The sequence below is a fragment of the Bradyrhizobium sp. CIR18 genome, from assembly GCF_014198295.1.
GTDB lineage: Bacteria > Pseudomonadota > Alphaproteobacteria > Rhizobiales > Xanthobacteraceae > Bradyrhizobium.
Window position 1 is genome coordinate 761579 of sequence record NZ_JACIHF010000001.1, and the last position, 18162, is coordinate 779740.

Here is an 18162-nt window from a genome sequence, read left to right on the forward strand (position 1 = left end):
CCTTAGCGTTCGATGGTGCCGGTGCGCCGGATCTTCTTCTGCAGCAGCAGCACGCCGTAGAGCAGCGCTTCCGCCGTGGGCGGGCAGCCCGGCACATAGATGTCGATCGGCACGATGCGGTCGCAGCCGCGCACGACAGAGTAGGAATAGTGATAATAGCCGCCGCCATTGGCGCAGGAGCCCATCGAGATGACGTAGCGCGGCTCGGGCATCTGGTCGTAGACCTTGCGCAGCGCAGGCGCCATCTTGTTGGTCAGCGTGCCGGCGACGATCATCACGTCGGACTGGCGCGGTGAGGCACGCGGCGCGAAGCCGAAGCGCTCGACGTCGTAGCGCGGCATCGACACCTGCATCATCTCGACCGCGCAGCAGGCGAGACCGAAGGTCATCCACATCAAGGAGCCGGTGCGGGCCCAGGTGATGAGGTCGTCGGTCGCAGCCACGAAGAAGCCCTTGTCGGACAGCTCGGAATTGACCTCGAGAAAGAACGGATCATTGGCCCCGACCGGCCGGCCGGTCGACGGATCCAGGATGCCCTTGGGGGCCGGCGCGATAGCCGGACCTGTGGACGACACGGGGTTCAATCCCATTCGAGTGCTCCCTTCTTCCATTCATAGGCGAACCCGACCGTCAGCACGGCGAGGAACACCACCATGGACCAGAAGCCGGTCGCGCCAAGCTTGCCGAACGCCACCGCCCAGGGAAACAGGAACGCCACCTCGAGATCGAAGATGATGAAGAGAATGGCGACGAGATAGAAGCGGACGTCGAACTTCATGCGCGCGTCGTCGAAGGCGTTGAAACCGCACTCATACGCCGACAGCTTTTCCGGGTCCGGCTGCTGGAACGCCACGACGAAGGGCGCGATCAGCAGCACGAGGCCAATGAGGCCCGCTACCCCTATAAAGACGACGAGTGGAAGATAGTTCTGCAGAATGCCGCTCATGGCGAGCCCTTTTTCCCGCAGCCTCGGGACAGCCACGGATTCGTCCGATTTGGAATTATTCTGAGCCTTAGCGCAGTGCACCAATGGGCGCAAGACACGCTCTTTTTAGGCCCTTTGCCGCCCCCAGAACGGTGAAAATCCCGGAATCACCCCGCGTTGGTATGGAGCAGATCGCCAAGGCCAGCAAGGGCGGTTCGGGCCCGCGGCCGTGGCGTCTGCTGTTTGGGAAGGCCCACTTTATGTAGGCCGCGGCGCGGCAAAATACACATTAAAACGACGATTGCCGCTGGTCGGCCGCATTCCCACCCACCAAGCCCGCAGCCGCTCCGAGCAGCCTATCCACAGGCAAGGCAGGCACGAGCCATGCATCGCGCGGGGGGCGAGCCCCGCCTCAGGCGATATATTGCAGTCCGGCCGGGGTCCAGCCGCGAGCGCGGCGACGGCGACATCCTGGGCCGTCGCGCGCGCCGCGCTCGGATGAGCTTCGGGCTGGGGGGCATAGCCCGGGAGCTCATCTATCTCGTGAGGAAGAGCGGCGGCGCCAGATGGCGCCCCCCTTATCCCGCCCTCACCATTTGTAGGAGACGCTGGCGGTGACACGCCGGCGATCGCCGTAGAAGCACGACGTGGCCGACGCGCAGCTCGCGACATAGATCTTGTCGGTCAGGTTGATCACGTTCAGCGCCGTACGCCAGTTCTGCCATTCATAGTGGAGCGCGAGATCGCCGAGCACGACTGCGGGAACTTCGAGGGTGTTTGCAGCATCCGCCCAGGACGGGCCGATGTAACGCACGCCACCGCCAAAGCCGAACCCTTCCAACGGTCCATCCTTGAAGGTGTAGTCGGCCCATCCCGACACCAGAAGCTGGGGCGTATTGGTCGGCGTCTTGCCGACGAGGGTCGGGTCGAGGTCTTTGCTGTTGAAGAGATGATAGGACGTGAAGGCGCCGATGAACTTCAGCTCCTTCGTGGCATTGGCCACCGCTTCCAGCTCAATGCCGCGCGAGGTCACCTCGCCGGTCTGGTTCTGCAAGACCGGAACGCTGCCCGGTAATGTCGTCGCGACGTTTTGACGGACCAAATCGAAAGCCGAAACCGTGAAATAGCCATCGAAGCCTTTTGGCGCGACCTTCACGCCGATTTCGGCCTGCTTGCCGGTCTCCGGCAGGAACAGCTGGTTCGTCGCATTGAGGCCGATGATCGGATTGTAGCTCGTCGAATACGAGACGTAGGGCGCGATGCCGTTGTCGAAATTGTAGATCAGTCCGGCGCGGCCGCTGAACCTGCTGTCGTCACGGCTGGCAACGGTTGCGCCGGTGTCCCGCGCTTCTTGCGTCGTTTCGACCCAGTCATTGCGGCCGCTCAGCACCAGCGTGAAGTTGCCGAGCTTCATCTGGTCCTGGAGATAGGTGCCGGCCTGCTTCTGTGTGATGAGGAAGTTACGGAACGGCGCGCTCGGCAACGCAACCTCGGCTCCCCCATAGGCCGGATTGAAAACGTTGATCGAGGGTACGCCGAATCCGAAGGCTTGATAATCGTCGATCTGGTAGCCTCTCAGATCGACGCCGAACAGCATTGTGTGTCTGACCGGACCGGTGTTGAAGCGATACTCGAGCTGATTATCGAGATTGGCCTCGTTGGCGGTGTTCTTCGCGTACCAATTATATCGTCCCATCGTGGCGGTGTTGATGCTGTCCCAACCGTTGCCGACATAGCCGCGGTAGCTGATGTCGACATGCGCAAAGCGGGCGTTCTGGCGGAACGTCAGGTCCTCGGTAAGATTGCGCTCGAACCGATAGCCCAGCATCTCCTGCTCGCGCGTGAATTTGTCCACGCTTGGATCTCCGACGAAGAAGCTCGTGGGAATCTTGCCGAACGGCGCGTTCGTCACCGTGCCCTGGTAGGGCAGGAAGTTGATGCCGCGGGTGTCCTGCTTCGAGGCAGACGCAAGCACTGTGAAGCTCGTGTCGGCATCCGGCTTCCACGTGAACGACGGTGCGATGAAGTAGTTGTTGTCCGGCGTGAAGTTGACCTGCGTGCCGCCGTTCTGGACCTGGCCGACCACGCGCGCGAACAGTTTGCCGTTCTCGGGGCTCGTCGCGACCGGACCGCCCATGTCGAAACTGACATAGGCATTGCCGAAATTATTGACGCCGGCCTCGATGTAGCGGATCGGCTCGGCCGGCGGCATCTTGCTGATGACGTTGACGATGCCGCTCGGGCTTGATCCCCCGTAAAGCACCGCCGACGGACCGCGCAATACCTCGACCCGCTCCATGTTGGGGGTCTGCAGTTTCCAGCTGGCATAGGACGTGTAGAACAGCTGCATGCCGTCGAGAAACAGTCCGATGTCCTCGGACTTGAAGCCGCGGATCAACCACCAGTCGTTGCGGGTATCCGTGCCGAAAGTCCCTGCGCGCACGCCGGCGGTGTAGCGCAGGACCTCATCGAGCTTGTTGGGCTTCTGGTCGCGGATCTGCTCGGCGCCGATGACGGACACTGACTGCGGCGTCTCGATGATCGGCGTGTTGGTCTTGGTGCCGGACGAACTGCGACCCGCGACGTAGCCGTTCACTGGGCCGCGCGGCGTCTCGACGAAGCCGACGTTGCGCTGCGGCTGCGGCCTGTTCCTGTTGGCGATCTGCTCCGACGACCGCGGCGCACGGCGCTGAGGGGTCGTGGTCGCGCGGCGGCGCGCGTCCGGTGCGGTGACGGTCACCGGCGGCAGGCTCGCTGCGCCACCCTGCGCGGACGATTGTGCAAGCGATGCCTGCGGCATCAAAACCCAAGCGGACGCGGTCGCCAACACGGCCGACCGCAGCATTCCAAGACTGTTCAACGCGCCACCCCAAAGCTGCATGTTCGATGCGTCATGCCGCCTGTCCCCGGACGGCATGCGCCTGGAGGTGACGCTTATGGGAGCGCGCGAGAATTCCCTAATTGAAAGCTTCTTAGAAAGACTCTTAGAAGCGATCCAACATGTTCAGAGATTGCTGGATGATCAGCGCGCGTTCTTCTCGCTCTCGAGCATCTCGGCGGCGATCGCCGTGAGCTGGTCGACCTGTCCCAGCAGCGTGTGGAACTCGGCTTCGCTCAGCTGTTCCAGCAGGCGCCGATTGCGCTCCTGCGCGCCCTCGACGATCGCATCATGCGCGGCGAGCCCCGCTGGGGTCAGCGAGATCAGCACCTCGCGGCTATCTTTCGGATTCGCGGTTTTCGCGATCAGCTTGCGCGAGAGCAGATTGGCCAGCGCGCGGCTGATCTGCCCCTTGTCCTGGCCGACGGCTTCGGCAAGCCGCGCCACGCTCATCGGCGGCCGGCGGCCCAGCGAGGCGACGAGACCGAACTCGACCGAGGACAATCCGGTAAGGCGCTTGTAGCGCAGGATCGCGCCGCGCTTGAGCAGATTGGCAAGCACCATCAGTCGCGACGACAGCATCACGGTGATCGGGGCCGACGGTTCGCTCTCGTCCGCTGCGGGCGACGTCGCCCCGCCCCTGCTCTCGGTCTGGCTCATCATCCACCTCTGCCAAGAAAGCCCAAGCCTGCCAAGCCCGACGCTGCCAAGTCCGGGCCTGCCAAGTCCGAGCCTGCCAAGTCCGGCCGGACGCTTCCTCAAATGCGATTAAGAGGCATTTGGAAGATCGTTGACATTGTCATCGAATTATCTTTCACTGGATCCAAGTGCCGAAAAGGGCCGGCCAAAGCGGGAGGAACCAGGTATGACCATCACCCAGCGGGATCGTGACCTCGGCACGGCCTATGCGATGAAGCCGGCGCACACCCGCACCGAGCTCACCTCGGTCGCGCGCGGCACGCCGATGGGCGAGCTGCTGCGCCGTTACTGGCACCCGGTCGGGCTCGTCGGTGACGCCACCGACACACCGAAGAAGGTGCGCGCGCTCGGCGAGGATCTGGTGCTGTTCCGTGACAAGCATGGCCGCGCCGGCCTGTTGCACGCCCGATGCTGCCACCGCGGCACCACGCTCTACTATGGCAAGGTCGAGGAGGACGGCATCCGTTGCTGCTATCACGGCTGGAAGTTCGACACCGAGGGCCACTGCCTGGAGCAGCCCTGCGAGCCCGACGGCGGCCAGTTCAAGGACAAGGTGCGCCAGCCCTGGTATCCGGTCGAGGAACGCTACGGCCTGATCTTCGCCTATATGGGCCCGGCCGGGAAACGCCCGGTGCTGCCGGCTTACGAATGCCTGGAGACAATGGACGACGGTGAGCTGGTCGAGGCCGATGATTCCTCGATCGGCGGCGGTGGCCCCGCCATCATCCCCTGCAACTGGCTGCAGCATTTCGAGAACGTGGTCGATCCCTATCACGTGCCGGTGCTGCACGGCTCGTTCTCCGGACCGCAATTCACCAACATGATGGCGTCGATCCCGGAGGTGAAGTTCGAGAAATCGCCGCGCGGCGTCCTCGTGCGCTCCGAGCGCAAGCAGGACGACGGCAAGGTGTTCTATCGCGTCAGCGAGGCTGCGCTGCCGACCTTACGCGTCGTGCCGAATCCGCGCGTCGCGCAGTTCGCGCGCGTCGAGTCGATCGGCTGGGTGCTTCCGATCGACGATGGCTCCTTCCGGATCTACGTCGCCGGCCGCGTCAAGAACTCCGGCGACATCAGCCGCATGCGCTCGAAGTTCAACGGCAAGTTCTGGTGGGACATGACCGAGCAAGAGCACCAGCAATTTCCGGGCGACTATGAGGCCCAGGTCGGCCAGGGCGAGGTGACGATCCACTCCGAGGAGCATTTCGGCCAGAGCGACCGCGGGATCCTCATGATCCGGCGCATGCTGAGCGACCAGCTCGACGCACTCGCCGCAGGCCGCGACCCGATCGGCGTCTCGTTCGATGCCAGCGCGCCGCCGGTCGAATTCGAAGCGGGGAATTACATCCGCGAAGGCTGACCTTCCAGCCGCTACTTCCGGGCTGGACCATTAACGACAATAAACACAAATTGGGGGAAGCGATGGTCGATGTGACGTCACAGATGTCGGTGCAAACGGCTGCCGCGGCAAAGCCCCCGGCGCGGCGCTATTACGTGCTGGGGCTGCTCACCATCATCTACGCGCTGAACTTCCTCGACCGCACGATCTTCAACGTGCTGATCGAGCCGATCAAGAAGGAGTTTGCGCTCAGCGACACCATGATGGGCCTGCTCGCGGGCTTCGGCTTTGCGCTGTTCTATTCCCTGCTCGGCATTCCCATCGCGCGCGTCGCCGACCGGCTCAACCGGCGCAACATCGTGGCCGTCGCCTTTGCATTCTGGAGCGCCATGACGGCGCTGTGCGGCGCGGCCACCAGCGTAACCTCGCTGGCACTGGCGCGCATCGGCGTCGGCATCGGCGAATCCGCCGGCTCACCCGCCTCGCAGTCGATCGTCGCCGATCTCTTCGCCAAGAACGAGCGCCCGCGCGCGCTCGGCATCTACGCCATCGGCACCTATCTCGGCGTCTTCCTCGGCTATTTCGTCGGCGGCTACGTCAACCAGCACTATGGCTGGCGGATGGCCTTCTATGTCGCCGGCCTGCCCGGCATCCTGCTCGCACTGGTGCTGTGGCTGACGATCTCCGAGCCGAAGCGCGGCGCGATGCAGGAGAGCTTCGTGCCCGAGCCGCTCGGGCCAACGCTACGTTTCCTGGCGTCGCAGCGCAGCTTCATCATCGTCCTGATCGGCTTCTGCCTCACCACCTACACGAACTACGCCACCGCGGCCTGGATCCCGCCGTTCCTGGCGCGCGTGCACCATCTGTCGAGCGCGGAGATCGGCACCTATGCCGGCACCTTCAAGGGCCTCGCCGGCATGGCCGGTACCCTGCTCGGCGGCTTCGTGGTGGCGCAAGTCAGCCGCCGCGACGACCGCTGGAAGCTGTGGGCGCCTGCGATCACCTCGGGCCTCGCCGGGCCGGTGTTCGCGCTGTGCATGCTGACGCAGGATTTCGCGATGATGGTCGCCATGCTGGCGCTGACCTCGTTCCTTGTCGGCTTCCATCTCGGCCCGATCTTCGCGATCGCGCAGACGGTGGCCAAGCCCAGCATGCGCGCGCTCGCCTCCGCGCTGATCGCGCTCACCGCCACCTGCTTTGGCCAGGGCGTCGGCCCGCTCGCAGTCGGCATGGTCAATGACGCGCTGAAGGGCGGTTATGGCGCAGAGGCCGTGCGCTATTCCCTGCTCTCGGCGGCGGTCACGACCACGCTCGGCGCCCTGTTGTTCATCTGGGCCGCCCGCGCGATCCGGGACGACATCGGCCGTGCCGCGGCCTGAGACCGACCCGGTGAGCCCGCCCGGCGAAACCAGCCGGGCGGCGAGATGAAACCATTTTGCGGAACCCGCGAAACCATCCGGAAACAGATGGTCCTTAAGACATGAGCCTACAGACGGCGGCAAAGCCCGTCGGGAGGCTCAGATGAACCACTCAATTCACTCTGCTGATCGTGCGACCCACCTGAAGATCGTGGTGGTGGCGCTGGTGGCTGGCATCACAGTGGCGGCCTTCGGCATCGCAGCCCGCACCAATGCCGATTACAGCCAGACCGCCCAGTCCACCCACGTCATCAAGGCCGGCAAGCCGGTGGTGGTGACGAGCGCGGGCACGTCCGAGATTCGCTGATACGTCCTCTTCCGGGCTGACCGATGGCCGCCTCCGGGCGGCCTTTTTCGTTTTCCAGAGCAATGCTTAGCCGAGTTGCACCGGTGAAGCGCAACGTCCTTGACTTCACTCAGCCCCGCCTTTAATTCCCCCCTCGTTCCGCGCGCATCGAGCGAACCACGCGGGAGTAGCTCAGTTGGTTAGAGCGCCGGCCTGTCACGCCGGAGGTCGCGGGTTCGAGCCCCGTCTCTCGCGCCATTTTGGCAATCCCTTCATAGTCTTAGCTTGAACTTCTCGACTTCCGCCGCATCTGCGCCGGCGATTGCCTGCCGCTGGCGGGAACTCTCGGCATAGTCAGCCCGCGCCCGAATCGTCTACGTCTCAAAGGACTTAGAGGGATCCCCACCCATTCTCGGCCTTTCCAGGGATACCCTGTCATTGGACAACCGAGGAGGCCAGTCATGGCTAAGAAGGATCCGGCCAAGAAGGATTCGACAAAGAAGGCAGCCGCTCCCGCCACCATTACGCTCAAGCACCTCGCCGCGGATATCGCCGAGAGCCAGGAGCTGTCGAAAAAGCGCGCCGAGGCGGTCCTGACCGACATGGTCGATTTGATCGCCAAGCACCTTAGGAAGGGCGACCGGGTCCGCATCGTCGGGCTCGGCATCCTCCAGGTCCGCAAGCGCGCCGCCCGCACCGGCCGCAATCCCGCCACCGGCGAGCCGATCCACATCAAGGCCAGCAAGAAGGTTACCTTCCGCCCGGTCAAGGAACTGAAAGAGGCGATCTGAGGCTACGCTTCGTTAAGCCTGATCCCACCTCCTTCCTGCCGCAACGCGGCCCGCTTTTCTGGTATACCGGCTGCTCCCCTGACCCCGGCGGTTTGACCAGAAATGTCCTCCCTCACCTTTTCGCATACCGTGACCGAGCGCTTCCTGCGCTACGTCACCATCGACACCCAGTCCGATCCGGAATCCCCTCGCTCGCCCTCGACCGAGAAGCAGAAGGATCTCGGCCGCGTGCTCGCCGCCGAGCTGAAGGCCATGGGCGTCGCCGACGCGCATCTCGACGATTACGGCTACGTCTACGGAACGATCCCGGCCACCACGGACAAGAAGGTGCCGGTGATCTGCTTCTGCTCGCACATGGACACTTCGCCCGACGTCACCGGCAAGGACGTCAAGCCGCAAGTTCTGAAGAACTATCGCGGCGGTGACATCACCCTGCCGGGCGATGCCAGCCAGGTGATCCGCTTCAATGAGCACCCTGCGCTGAAGAACCAGATCGGCAACGACATCATCACCACCGACGGCACCACGCTGCTGGGCGCCGACAACAAGGCGGGCGTTGCCGAGATCATGGATGCCGCGCACTTCTTCATCAACAACCCCGATGTGAAGCACGGCACCATCAAGATCCTGTTCACGCCGGACGAGGAGATCGGCCGCGGCGTCGACAATGTCGATCTGAAGAAGCTCGGCGCCGATTTCGGCTACACCATGGACGGCGAAAGCGCCGGCTGCGTCGAGGACGAGACCTTCTCGGCCGACGGCGCCACCATCACCATCAACGGCGTCAGCGCCCATCCCGGCTACGCCAAGGGCAAGATGGAGCACGCGATCAAGATCGCGGCCGCCATCGTCGAACGGCTGCCGAAGGAAGGCTGCTCGCCGGAGACGACCTCAGGCAAGCAGGGCTTTCTGCATCCGATCGGCATCGAGGGCGCGCTGGAGCAGGCAAGGCTCTCCTTCATCGTCCGCGACTTCACCGAGGAAGGACTGAAGGAGAAGGAGGTCCTGCTCGAGACCATCGTCAAGGACGTGATGAAGGACTATCCGCGCTCGACCTACACGTTCGAGGTGCGGGAGCAGTACCGCAACATGAAGCAGGTGATCGACCGTCACCCGCACGTGCTCGAATACGCCATCGAGGCGATCCGCCGCGCCGGCCTGCGCCCGATGCGCACCGCGATCCGCGGCGGCACCGACGGCTCGCGCCTGTCCTTCATGGGCCTGCCCTGCCCCAACATTTTTGCCGGCGAGCACGCGTTTCATTCGCGGCTCGAATGGGTCAGCCGGCAGGACATGGAAAAGGCCGTACAGACCATCGTGCATCTGGCGATGATCTGGGAGGAGAAGGCCTGACGCCTCCCATTGTTATGCATGCCGAAATGGCCGGGCTTGCCGCTCGGCCATTTGCTTTGGAGCTACGGCACCGGCATTGCGCGCGGATTGCGATGGAAGCGATTTGAGCTCGCCATCCAATTCGGCAATGGTTCTCCATCGCGGTGCCGCCCACCGGCCACCGCCGCCGCCCACGCCACCGCGGCACCGATCAGGGTCGCGGCCGCGACCGAGAACGCCACGATGATCGAGTTGCGCCGCGCACGGTTGATGGCGGTCTTGGAGTCCGCGATCAGCGCATCGACCCGCCGTTCGGCGTCGGGGGCCTGCAGCCCCGTCAGACCAGCAACCTGCTGCACCAGATAGGCTCGGTCGTCGGTGCTGACTCCGCTATGGCTGGACGACGTCATCAGAATCCGTCCCGCCTCAGCGCGTGCCTCCCTCAGATCGATGTTTGGGGCGCGACGCGGCGCGCGGAACAACTTGTCGAGCTCATAGCTGAGCAGCGGCTCGGCCGCGGACGTATTGCTTGCCGAGCTGCGCATCGGCGAACGGTCGATCGCGGCAGCGCCGAGCAGCGCGAGCAGAGCCGCGCCAGCCAGCACGGCCAGGGCCCAGGAGGTCAGCCCGTGCAGGCCGTCCCGTCGTTCGCCATCGTCTTCGATCGTCGCCAGCGCGGGCGCCGGTCGCGTCGTCCGGCCGGCGATGTAGCCGCCGAACCCGAAGCTGATGATCGCCTGGATGATCAGGTACAGCCCGGACAGCAGCGCCAGCGCCGCCGAGGCATCGCGCCATGTCGGCGAGGCTGAACTGACACCCAGGCCGACCGCGACGCCAAAGCCGATCAGGATGAACGACATTGCACCGGCGGCGAGAGCGCCTGCGAACACCGAGCTCCACTGGATGGTCCGGCGGTTGTCGGACGCCGCCCCGCCGCCCTCCATCATGTCTTCCCGTACGAGCGTTTCCATTGCCGTTCTCTCAGCGCAGGCCGAAGAACGACAGGATCGCCATGATCACGACGATCAGGCCGATCAGATAAATCAGTCCGTCCATAGTCCCATCCTCCTCAAACATTCCTGATCGCTAATCGGGACGAATGAGGAACGTTCCTAATTCGGCATCGAAGTGCGGAACGAACCGGCCCGATGCGCATTGTCTGCTCAAGTCCCAAGGATGAAGATTGTGAGCACGAAGGCCTCAGCCGGTCAGCCCCGGGCTGGGGCCTTCCTTTTGCGTTTCCTGTCCTATGTTAACGACGCCGGCTCTGCGATCATAAAGGATGCCACCGGGGCGGAACCTCCGGATCGGGGAGAGCCGCGTGGACCGCAGAACGGCGTGCCTTCATCAGGCAGATGCATTTCGGGAAAAGGCGATCGCCGATCCCGAGCAGCACGACAGATGGATCGATGAAGCCATCAAATGGCTGGAGCGGGCGATGGAAGCCGGCCGTTGCGCAATCGACCCGGCCGAGGACGGCGACACCGGCGATGTTCCAGAAGCGGCAGCCGACGCTCAACTGGGCCTGATCACGCGCCAATGAGAAGCGCTGGCATTTGCGGCCAGCACTGCGGCAATTCTTCAAGGGACGTAACAATGTTGCGGGTCGACACTATTCCCGCCCCCATGCTAGGCCGGGCACAGACCGCAACCAGAGTGACGTCGTGCCCGCGAACCGCCAGCCCTCAGGAACTTGCCGCCGGCGCAATTGGCGCGGGCTCCTGTCTGTGCTGATCGCGGTCGTCTATCTGCTCGCGGGCGCGCTGCATGGCTCGCACGACATCGACGTCACCACGCCCGGCGGCGGCTCGGAGATCGCCGCGGTCCTTGATGGCCCTACCGGCCATGGTGACCACAAGGCCATCGGCGGACATCATTGCCATGGCTGCTTCTCGCTGACCGTGACACAGCCGGCGCCTGCGGCCGCATCGGTCGCGCTTGCAGCTGCATCGAGCCCGCAGCATGCGCCCCGGCTCGCCGGAATTACCCCCGATACCGATTCTCCGCCTCCCAAACATATTGCCTGAACGGATTGGTCGGGCGTCCGCGCCCATTAGGTTCATCCTTCACAGGTCGGTTTTATGTTTCGCAGGAGAATGGCCGCGCGCCTGGCGTGCGCGGTGGCGTGTCTGATTGCCGGATCGGCGATTGCGCCGTCGCACGCCCAGACTTTGACGATGCGAAGCGCGCTGTCGCGCGCGCTGGCCGCGAGCCCGCGGCTGACGGCGGCGGAGCGCGACGTCGGCATCGCCACGGGCCAACGGATCCAGGCCGGCGCCCTGTTCAATCCGGAACTGTCTTACGAGCAGGACGATTCATTCGGTTCCGGCAAGTACCGCGGGACGCGTTCGGCCGAGACCACGCTCCAGATCAGCCAGGCCTTCGAGCTGTTCGGCAAGCGCGACGCGCGGATCGCCGCCGGCGCGGCCGGTATCGAGGTCGCCGCGATCCAGCGCAAGGCGGCCAGGCTGGAGGTGCTGTCGGAGACTGCGATCGCCTTCCTCAGCGTGCTCGGCGCGCAGCGGCGCATCCAGATCCTCGACGAGCAGATTGCCGCGATCGACCGCCTGACGCCGCTCTTGCGCCGCCGCGTCGATGCCGGCGCCTCCTCGCCGGCCGAGACCGGCCGCGCTGAAGTCGCCTCCGCCCTGGTGAAGGCCGACCGCGAGCGCTTCAAGGCAACGCTGGCCAGCGCCCGGCGCGAGCTTGCGGTGCTGATGGGCGAGGCATCCGCGAAATTCGGCGAGGTCTCCGGCCGGCTCGACACCATGGGCAAGCCGCCGACGTTCCAGTCGGTGGTCGCCGCCATCGACGCCAATCCGCAGCTGGTGCGCTGGACCGCGGTCTTCGCCCAGCGCAATGCCGAGCTCTTGCTGGCACGGCTCAAGCCCTATCCGGACGTGCGGATCGCGGCCGGATGGCGTCACTATAACGAGACCAATGACGATGCGGTGCGGCTCTCCCTCTCGGTGCCGATCCCCGTGTTCGACCAGAACCAGGGCAACATCCTCTCGGCGCAGGAAAGCCTCGCCAAGACCAAGGCCGAGCGCGAGGCCAACCGCAACGCGCTGATCGTGATTGCCGGCCGCGCCTACGACTCGCTCCAGGGCTCGCTGCGCGAGCTCGCGGTGCTGCGCGAGACCGCGATCCCCAAGGCCGTCGAGGCGTCCGAGGCGATCTCGCAAGGCTACGGCCAGGGCCGCTTCACCCTGCTCGAGGTCCTCGACGCGCAGGCGAGCGTCACCCAGGCGCGGCTGCGCGAGCAGGAGGCGCTTCAGAATTTCCACGCAGGCGTTGCGACCATCGAAGGCCTCGTCGGCAATCCCTTCACGCTGGCGCGGGAGAGCGCACGATGAAGACGTCCTCCACCATTCTCGTCGCCATCGTTGCCGCCGCGCTCGGCGCTTACGGCTATTCCGTGCTCGCGCCGGCCACGCCCGCGCATACCGAGCACACTGAGCATTCCGAAAAGAAGCCGAACGACCATGTCGAGCAGGATGAGCACGGCGCCGACCGCATCCGCATCTCCGACGTCAAGCTGGCAGCCGCAGGCGTCACGCTGGCCGAAGCCGCGAGCGCGACCCTGACCGACACGCTCGCCTTCAACGGCATTCTGCGCGCCAATCAGGAAGCCGTGGTGCAGGTGACGCCGCGCTTTCCGGGCCTCGCCAAATCGATCCAGAAGCGCATCGGCGACAAGGTCGGCAAGGACGATCTGCTCGCCGCGATCGAGAGCAACCAGAGCCTCACCGTCTACGAGCTGAAGGCGCCCATAGCCGGAACCATCATCGAACGGCAGATCTCGCTCGGCGAATACGCCTCCGAGCAGAAGCCGGCCTTCGTCGTCGCCGACCTCTCCACCATCTGGGTCGACCTGTCGATCTACCGGCAGGACCTCCGGCGCGTCCACCTCAACGACGAGGTGCTGATCGATCCCGACGATGGCCGCGGCGAAATCAAGGGCACGATCTCCTACATGGCGCCGATCGGCTCCAGCGAGACCCAGACCGCGCTTGCACGCGTGGTGCTGCAAAATCCGGACGGCCGCTTGCGCCCCGGCCTGTTCGTCACGGCGCGGCTGATCCTCGCCGCACGCAACGTCGCGGTCGCCGTGCGCAGGAGCGCGATCCAGACGCTGGAGAACCGGACCATCGTGTTCGTTCGCGAGGACGGCGACAAGATCGAGGCACGCCCGGTCGAAACAGGCGATTCCGATCCGCGCCATGTCGAGATCAAGGCGGGCCTGTCGGCAGGCGAGCACTACGTTGCCGAGAACAGCTTCGTCGTGAAGGCGGAGATGGGCAAGGGCGAGGCCGAGCATGATTGAGCGCCTGATCGCCGTCTCGCTGCATCAGCGCTGGCTGGTCCTGCTGTTCGCGCTCGGCGCCATCGCTTTCGGGACCTGGAATTTCCAGCGCCTCCCGATCGACGCGGTGCCTGACATCACCAACGTCCAGGTCCAGATCAACACCCGCGCGCCCGGTTATTCGCCGCTCGAGACCGAGCAGCGCATCACCTTCCCCGTCGAGACCGCGATGGGCGGACTGCCCAAGCTCGACTATACCCGCTCGCTGTCGCGCTACGGCCTCAGCCAGGTGACGGTCGTCTTCAAGGACGGCACCGACATCTTTTTCGCCCGCCAGCTCGTCGGCGAACGCATCCAGCAGGTCAAGGACCAGCTTCCGGCCGGCGTCGAGGTCGCGATGGGTCCGGTCTCGACCGGGCTCGGCGAGATCTTCATGTACACCGTCGAAGCGAAAGCGGGCGCCAAGACGCAAAGCGGTCACGACTATTCGCTGACCGATTTGCGCACGGTGCAGGACTGGATCATCAAGCCGCAGCTTCGCAACGTGCCAGGGGTGATCGAGGTCAACACCATCGGCGGCTTCGAGCGGCAATTCCACGTGCTGCCGGACCCGGGCAAGCTGATGGCCTACCGGCTCGGCTTTCGCGACGTCATGACGGCGCTCGCCGCCAACAACGCCAATGTCGGCGCCGGCTATATCGAGCGCAACGGCGAGCAATATCTGGTTCGCTCGCCGGGCCAGGTCGGCAATATCAGCGAAATTCAGGACATCGTCATCGGCTCGCGCGGCGGCAATCCCGTCCGGATCAGGGACGTCGCGACCGTCACGGAAGGCCGCGATCTGCGCACGGGCGCCGCGACGCGCGATGGCGAGGAGACCGTGCTCGGCACCGCCATGCTGCTGATCGGCGAGAACAGCCGCACCGTGGCCCGCCGCGTCGCGGCCCGTCTGGAGGACATCGCCAAATCGCTGCCCGATGGCGTCGTGACGCGAACCGTCTATGACCGCACCGATCTGGTCGAAGCCACCATCCGCACGGTCAAGAACAACCTCCTCGAGGGCGCGGCGCTGGTGGTGGCCGTGCTGTTCCTGATCCTCGGCAACATCCGCGCCGCCCTCGTGGTGGCCTGCGTCATTCCGCTGTCCATGGCGATGACGATCACCGGCATGGTCGAGACAAAGGTCAGCGCGAACCTGATGAGCCTCGGGGCGATCGACTTCGGCATCATCGTCGACGGTGCCGTGATCATCGTCGAGAATTGCCTGCGCATGCTGGCCGCGGCCCAACGCGAGAAAGGCGGCCTGCTCACGACCTCCGAGCGGCTGCGCGCGATCCTGCGCGGGTCGAGCGAGGTGATCAAGCCGAGCCTGTTCGGAACGCTGATCATCGCCGTGGTCTATCTGCCCGTGCTGACGCTGACGGGCGTCGAGGGCAAGATGTTCACGCCGATGGCGTTGACCGTGCTGATGGCGCTGGGCGCAGCCGTGCTGTTCTCGATCACCTTCGTGCCGGCGGCCGTCGCCATCTTCGTCACCGGCAAGGTGTCCGAGCACGAAAACCTGTTCATGCGGATCGCCAAGCGCGCCTATCTTCCCCTGCTCCGCTTTGCCATCGACAACCGGCTCGCGGTCGCCGTCATGGCTGCATTCATCGTGGTGGCAAGCGGCATCGCCGCTTCGCGGATGGGCGGCGAGTTCATTCCAAGCCTGGACGAAGGCGACGTGGCGCTGGCCTCGATCCGGATTCCCGGCACCAGTCTGACGCAATCGCTGGACCTGCAGAAGGCGCTGGAAAAGCGCATCACGCAGATTCCGGAGGTGAAGGAGTTCTTCACCCGCATCGGCACCGCCGAGATCGCCACCGATCCGATGTCGCCGGCGCAGACCGACGGCTACATCATGCTGAAGCCGCGCAGCGAATGGCCTGACCCGGAGAAATCGAAATCGGAGCTGATCGAAGCCATAGACAAGGCCGCCGACGACATTCCCGGCAGTGCCTATGAGATCTCCCAGCCGATCCAGTTCCGTGTCAACGAGCTGATCTCGGGGGTGCGCAGCGACGTCGGCGTCAAGATCTTCGGCGATGACCTCGACATCCTGCAAGGCGCGGCCAAGCAGGTCGAGGCCGCGATCCGCGGCATCCGCGGCGCCAGCGACGTCAAGATCGAGCAGGTCGCAGGGCTTCCGATCCTCACCGTCCGTCTCGATCGCCAGGCGCTCGCCCGCTACGGCCTCAGCGTCAGTGAGGTGCAGGGCATCGTCGAGATCGCGGTCGGCGGCAAATCGGCCGGCAAGCTGTTCGAGGGCGATCGCCGCTTCGACATCGTGGTTCGCCTGCCGGAGCATTTGCGTGGCAATCTCGAGGCGATCCGGGCGATCCCGATCCCGCTGCCGCCCGGCGAGGACGCAGCAACCGGCACGGCCGTTCGCACCGCGCTGTCCGCCTCCCCGCTCACCCAGATGCGCTATGTGCCGCTGTCGTCGGTCGCAACCGTCGATGCGACGCCCGGCCCGAACCAGATCAGCCGCGAGAACGGCAAGCGGCGCATCGTCGTCACCGCCAACGTCCGCGCGCGCGACCTCGGCTCCTTCGTCACCGAAGCCGAGACGGCCGTCGCCGAGAAGGTCAAGCTACCTCCGGGCTACTGGATCGGCTGGGGCGGCCAATTCGAGCAGTTGGTCTCCGCGACAAAACGACTGATGATCGTGGTGCCGGTGGCGCTTCTGCTGGTGTTCCTGCTGCTGTTCATGGGCATGGGATCGGCGGCGGACGCGGCGCTGGTGTTTTCCGGCGTGCCGCTGGCGCTGACCGGCGGCGTCGCCGCGCTCTTGCTGCGCGGCATTCCCCTGTCCATCAGCGCCGGTGTCGGCTTCATCGCGCTGTCGGGCGTCGCCGTCCTCAACGGCCTCGTCATCATCGCCTTCATCGAGCGGCTGCGCAGCGAGGGGCGGCCCCTCGTGGAGGCCGTGCGCGAAGGCGCGCTGACGCGGCTGCGCCCGGTGCTGATGACGGCGCTGGTCGCCTCGCTCGGCTTCGTGCCGATGGCGCTTGCGACCGGTGCCGGCGCCGAGGTGCAGCGGCCGCTGGCGACCGTGGTGATCGGCGGCATCATCTCCTCGACCGTGCTGACATTGCTGGTGCTGCCGGCGCTCTACGTGCTGTTCCGCCGTGACGCCGCAAACGAAACGCCTACAATGGCGCCTGATTTGGCGACGTCCGGGGAGCGCTAGAATTGGGCAGCCTCGACCATCACGGTCATCACCACCATGATCATGGCGACCATGGTCACGACCACGGTCACAGCCATGTCCATGCCCCCGCCAATTTCGGCAAGGCGTTCGCGCTCGGTATCACGCTCAACACCGCGCTGGTCGTGGCCGAGGCGGTCTACGGCTATCTCGGCAACTCCACCGCCCTGCTCGCGGACGCCGGCCATAATCTGTCCGACGTCCTCGGTCTGGTCGTGGCCTGGGGCGCCTCGATCGCGGCACGGCGCGCGCCGAGCGGCCGCTTCACCTACGGTTTTCGCGCCTCCACCATCCTGGCGGCGCTGGCCAACGCGGTGTTCCTGCTGGTCGCGACCGGCGCAATCGGCTGGGAGGCGATCCTGCGCCTGCGCGAGCCGGAGCCGGTCGCGGGCGTCACCGTGATGGTGGTCGCCGGCATCGGCATCCTCATCAACGGTTTTACCGCCCTGCTGTTCGCAAGCGGACGCAAGGACGACATCAATATTGAAGGCGCCTATCTACACATGGCCGCCGACGCTGCGGTCTCGCTCGGCGTCGTCGTCTCGGCCGCGCTGATCATCTGGACCGGCTGGCTCTGGCTCGATCCCGTCACCAGCCTCGTCATCTGCGCCACCATCCTGTGGAGCACGACCAGCCTCTTGCGCGGCTCGATCGACATGTCGATGGCGGCAGCGCCCAAGGGCACCGACCTCGCCGCGATCAGAGCTTTCCTGCTCGCGCGTCCCGGCGTGTCGGCGATCCATGATCTCCACGTCTGGCCGATCTCGACCACCGAGACGGCACTGACCTGCCACCTCGTCATGCCCGCTGGGGCCGGCGATGCCTTCCTGATGGAGACGGCGCAGCTCCTGAAGGCGACCCATCGCATCGGCCACACCACGCTTCAGGTCGAGACCCATCCCGACAATGGCTGCGCGCTGGCGCCGGATGATGTGGTGTGA

16 protein-coding genes and 1 tRNA gene are annotated in these 18162 nt (G+C 65.1%); 12 read left to right on the plus strand and 5 right to left on the minus strand.

Translation table 11 applies throughout. The annotated features are described in order from the left end of the window. Positions 1-2: 2 nt before the first annotated feature. The 4 genes from GGD65_RS03695 to GGD65_RS03710 all read right to left on the minus strand — a co-directional run bounded on the left by GGD65_RS03695 (position 3) and on the right by GGD65_RS03710 (position 4463). A complete protein-coding gene (locus GGD65_RS03695; protein WP_026202310.1) occupies positions 3-590 on the minus strand; it encodes an NADH-quinone oxidoreductase subunit B family protein in 588 nt (195 codons plus the stop codon). Next, a complete protein-coding gene (locus tag GGD65_RS03700) occupies positions 581-946 on the minus strand; it encodes an NADH-quinone oxidoreductase subunit A (protein WP_018320139.1) in 366 nt (121 codons plus the stop codon). Before GGD65_RS03700 ends, GGD65_RS03695 begins: the two co-directional genes overlap by 10 nt. 568 nt (positions 947-1514) lie before the next feature. After that, positions 1515-3770 (minus strand): TonB-dependent siderophore receptor, encoded by a 2256-nt coding sequence (locus GGD65_RS03705; protein ID WP_183234428.1) that lies wholly within the window; start codon positions 3768-3770, stop codon positions 1515-1517. Positions 3771-3947: 177 nt separating this feature from the next. Then, on the minus strand, positions 3948-4463 hold the full coding sequence (locus GGD65_RS03710) for a MarR family winged helix-turn-helix transcriptional regulator (protein ID WP_092257331.1): 516 nt from the start codon (positions 4461-4463) through the stop codon (positions 3948-3950). 205 nt (positions 4464-4668) lie between these two features. On the opposite strand from GGD65_RS03710, the gene GGD65_RS03715 reads away from it, so the two are divergent. The 6 genes from GGD65_RS03715 (at position 4669) to pepT (ending at position 9686) form a co-directional block, all read left to right on the plus strand. Further along, the gene (locus GGD65_RS03715; protein ID WP_183234429.1) at positions 4669-5859 is read left to right on the plus strand and encodes an aromatic ring-hydroxylating dioxygenase subunit alpha; all 1191 of its coding nucleotides are present in this window, start codon (positions 4669-4671) and stop codon (positions 5857-5859) included. Between the two features lie 62 nt (positions 5860-5921). Continuing rightward, positions 5922-7217, plus strand: coding sequence for an MFS transporter (locus tag GGD65_RS03720; RefSeq protein ID WP_183234430.1), 1296 nt, complete (start codon positions 5922-5924; stop codon positions 7215-7217). A gap of 142 nt (positions 7218-7359) precedes the next feature. Beyond that, the gene (locus GGD65_RS03725) at positions 7360-7563 is read left to right on the plus strand and encodes a hypothetical protein (protein WP_018320134.1); all 204 of its coding nucleotides are present in this window, start codon (positions 7360-7362) and stop codon (positions 7561-7563) included. Positions 7564-7723: 160 nt separating this feature from the next. Further along, positions 7724-7800: transfer RNA gene (locus GGD65_RS03730), tRNA-Asp, on the plus strand. Positions 7801-8003: 203 nt separating this feature from the next. Then, positions 8004-8333, plus strand: a complete 330-nt coding sequence (locus GGD65_RS03735) for an HU family DNA-binding protein (protein ID WP_018320133.1) — start codon at positions 8004-8006, stop codon at positions 8331-8333. A 102-nt stretch (positions 8334-8435) separates the two neighbouring features. Beyond that, on the plus strand, positions 8436-9686 hold the full coding sequence (gene pepT, locus GGD65_RS03740) for a peptidase T (protein ID WP_179738805.1): 1251 nt from the start codon (positions 8436-8438) through the stop codon (positions 9684-9686). 62 nt (positions 9687-9748) lie between these two features. On the opposite strand, the gene GGD65_RS03745 is transcribed toward pepT, so the two are convergent. Beyond that, positions 9749-10636, minus strand: coding sequence for a hypothetical protein (locus GGD65_RS03745; protein ID WP_018320131.1), 888 nt, complete (start codon positions 10634-10636; stop codon positions 9749-9751). A 350-nt stretch (positions 10637-10986) separates the two neighbouring features. Between GGD65_RS03745 and GGD65_RS03750 the strand changes: the two genes are divergently transcribed. The 6 genes from GGD65_RS03750 (at position 10987) to GGD65_RS03775 (ending at position 18162) form a co-directional block, all read left to right on the plus strand. Beyond that, positions 10987-11208, plus strand: coding sequence for a hypothetical protein (locus GGD65_RS03750; RefSeq protein WP_179738807.1), 222 nt, complete (start codon positions 10987-10989; stop codon positions 11206-11208). Positions 11209-11329: 121 nt separating this feature from the next. Beyond that, entirely contained in the window at positions 11330-11692 is a 363-nt protein-coding gene (locus GGD65_RS03755; RefSeq protein WP_092257347.1) for a hypothetical protein, read from the plus strand. Between the two features lie 54 nt (positions 11693-11746). Then, positions 11747-13021 carry a divalent metal ion exporter subunit IhpA gene (gene ihpA / locus GGD65_RS03760; RefSeq protein ID WP_183234431.1) on the plus strand — a complete coding sequence of 425 codons (1275 nt, stop codon included), beginning with the start codon at positions 11747-11749 and terminating at the stop codon, positions 13019-13021. Further along, the gene (gene ihpB, locus GGD65_RS03765) at positions 13018-13992 is read left to right on the plus strand and encodes a divalent metal ion exporter adaptor subunit IhpB (protein ID WP_183234432.1); all 975 of its coding nucleotides are present in this window, start codon (positions 13018-13020) and stop codon (positions 13990-13992) included. The genes ihpA and ihpB overlap by 4 nt, the downstream gene beginning before the upstream one ends. Continuing rightward, positions 13985-17203, plus strand: coding sequence for an efflux RND transporter permease subunit (locus GGD65_RS03770; protein WP_183234433.1), 3219 nt, complete (start codon positions 13985-13987; stop codon positions 17201-17203). The genes ihpB and GGD65_RS03770 overlap by 8 nt, the downstream gene beginning before the upstream one ends. Before the next feature lie 2 nt (positions 17204-17205). After that, positions 17206-18162, plus strand: coding sequence for a cation diffusion facilitator family transporter (locus GGD65_RS03775; RefSeq protein ID WP_183234434.1), 957 nt, complete (start codon positions 17206-17208; stop codon positions 18160-18162).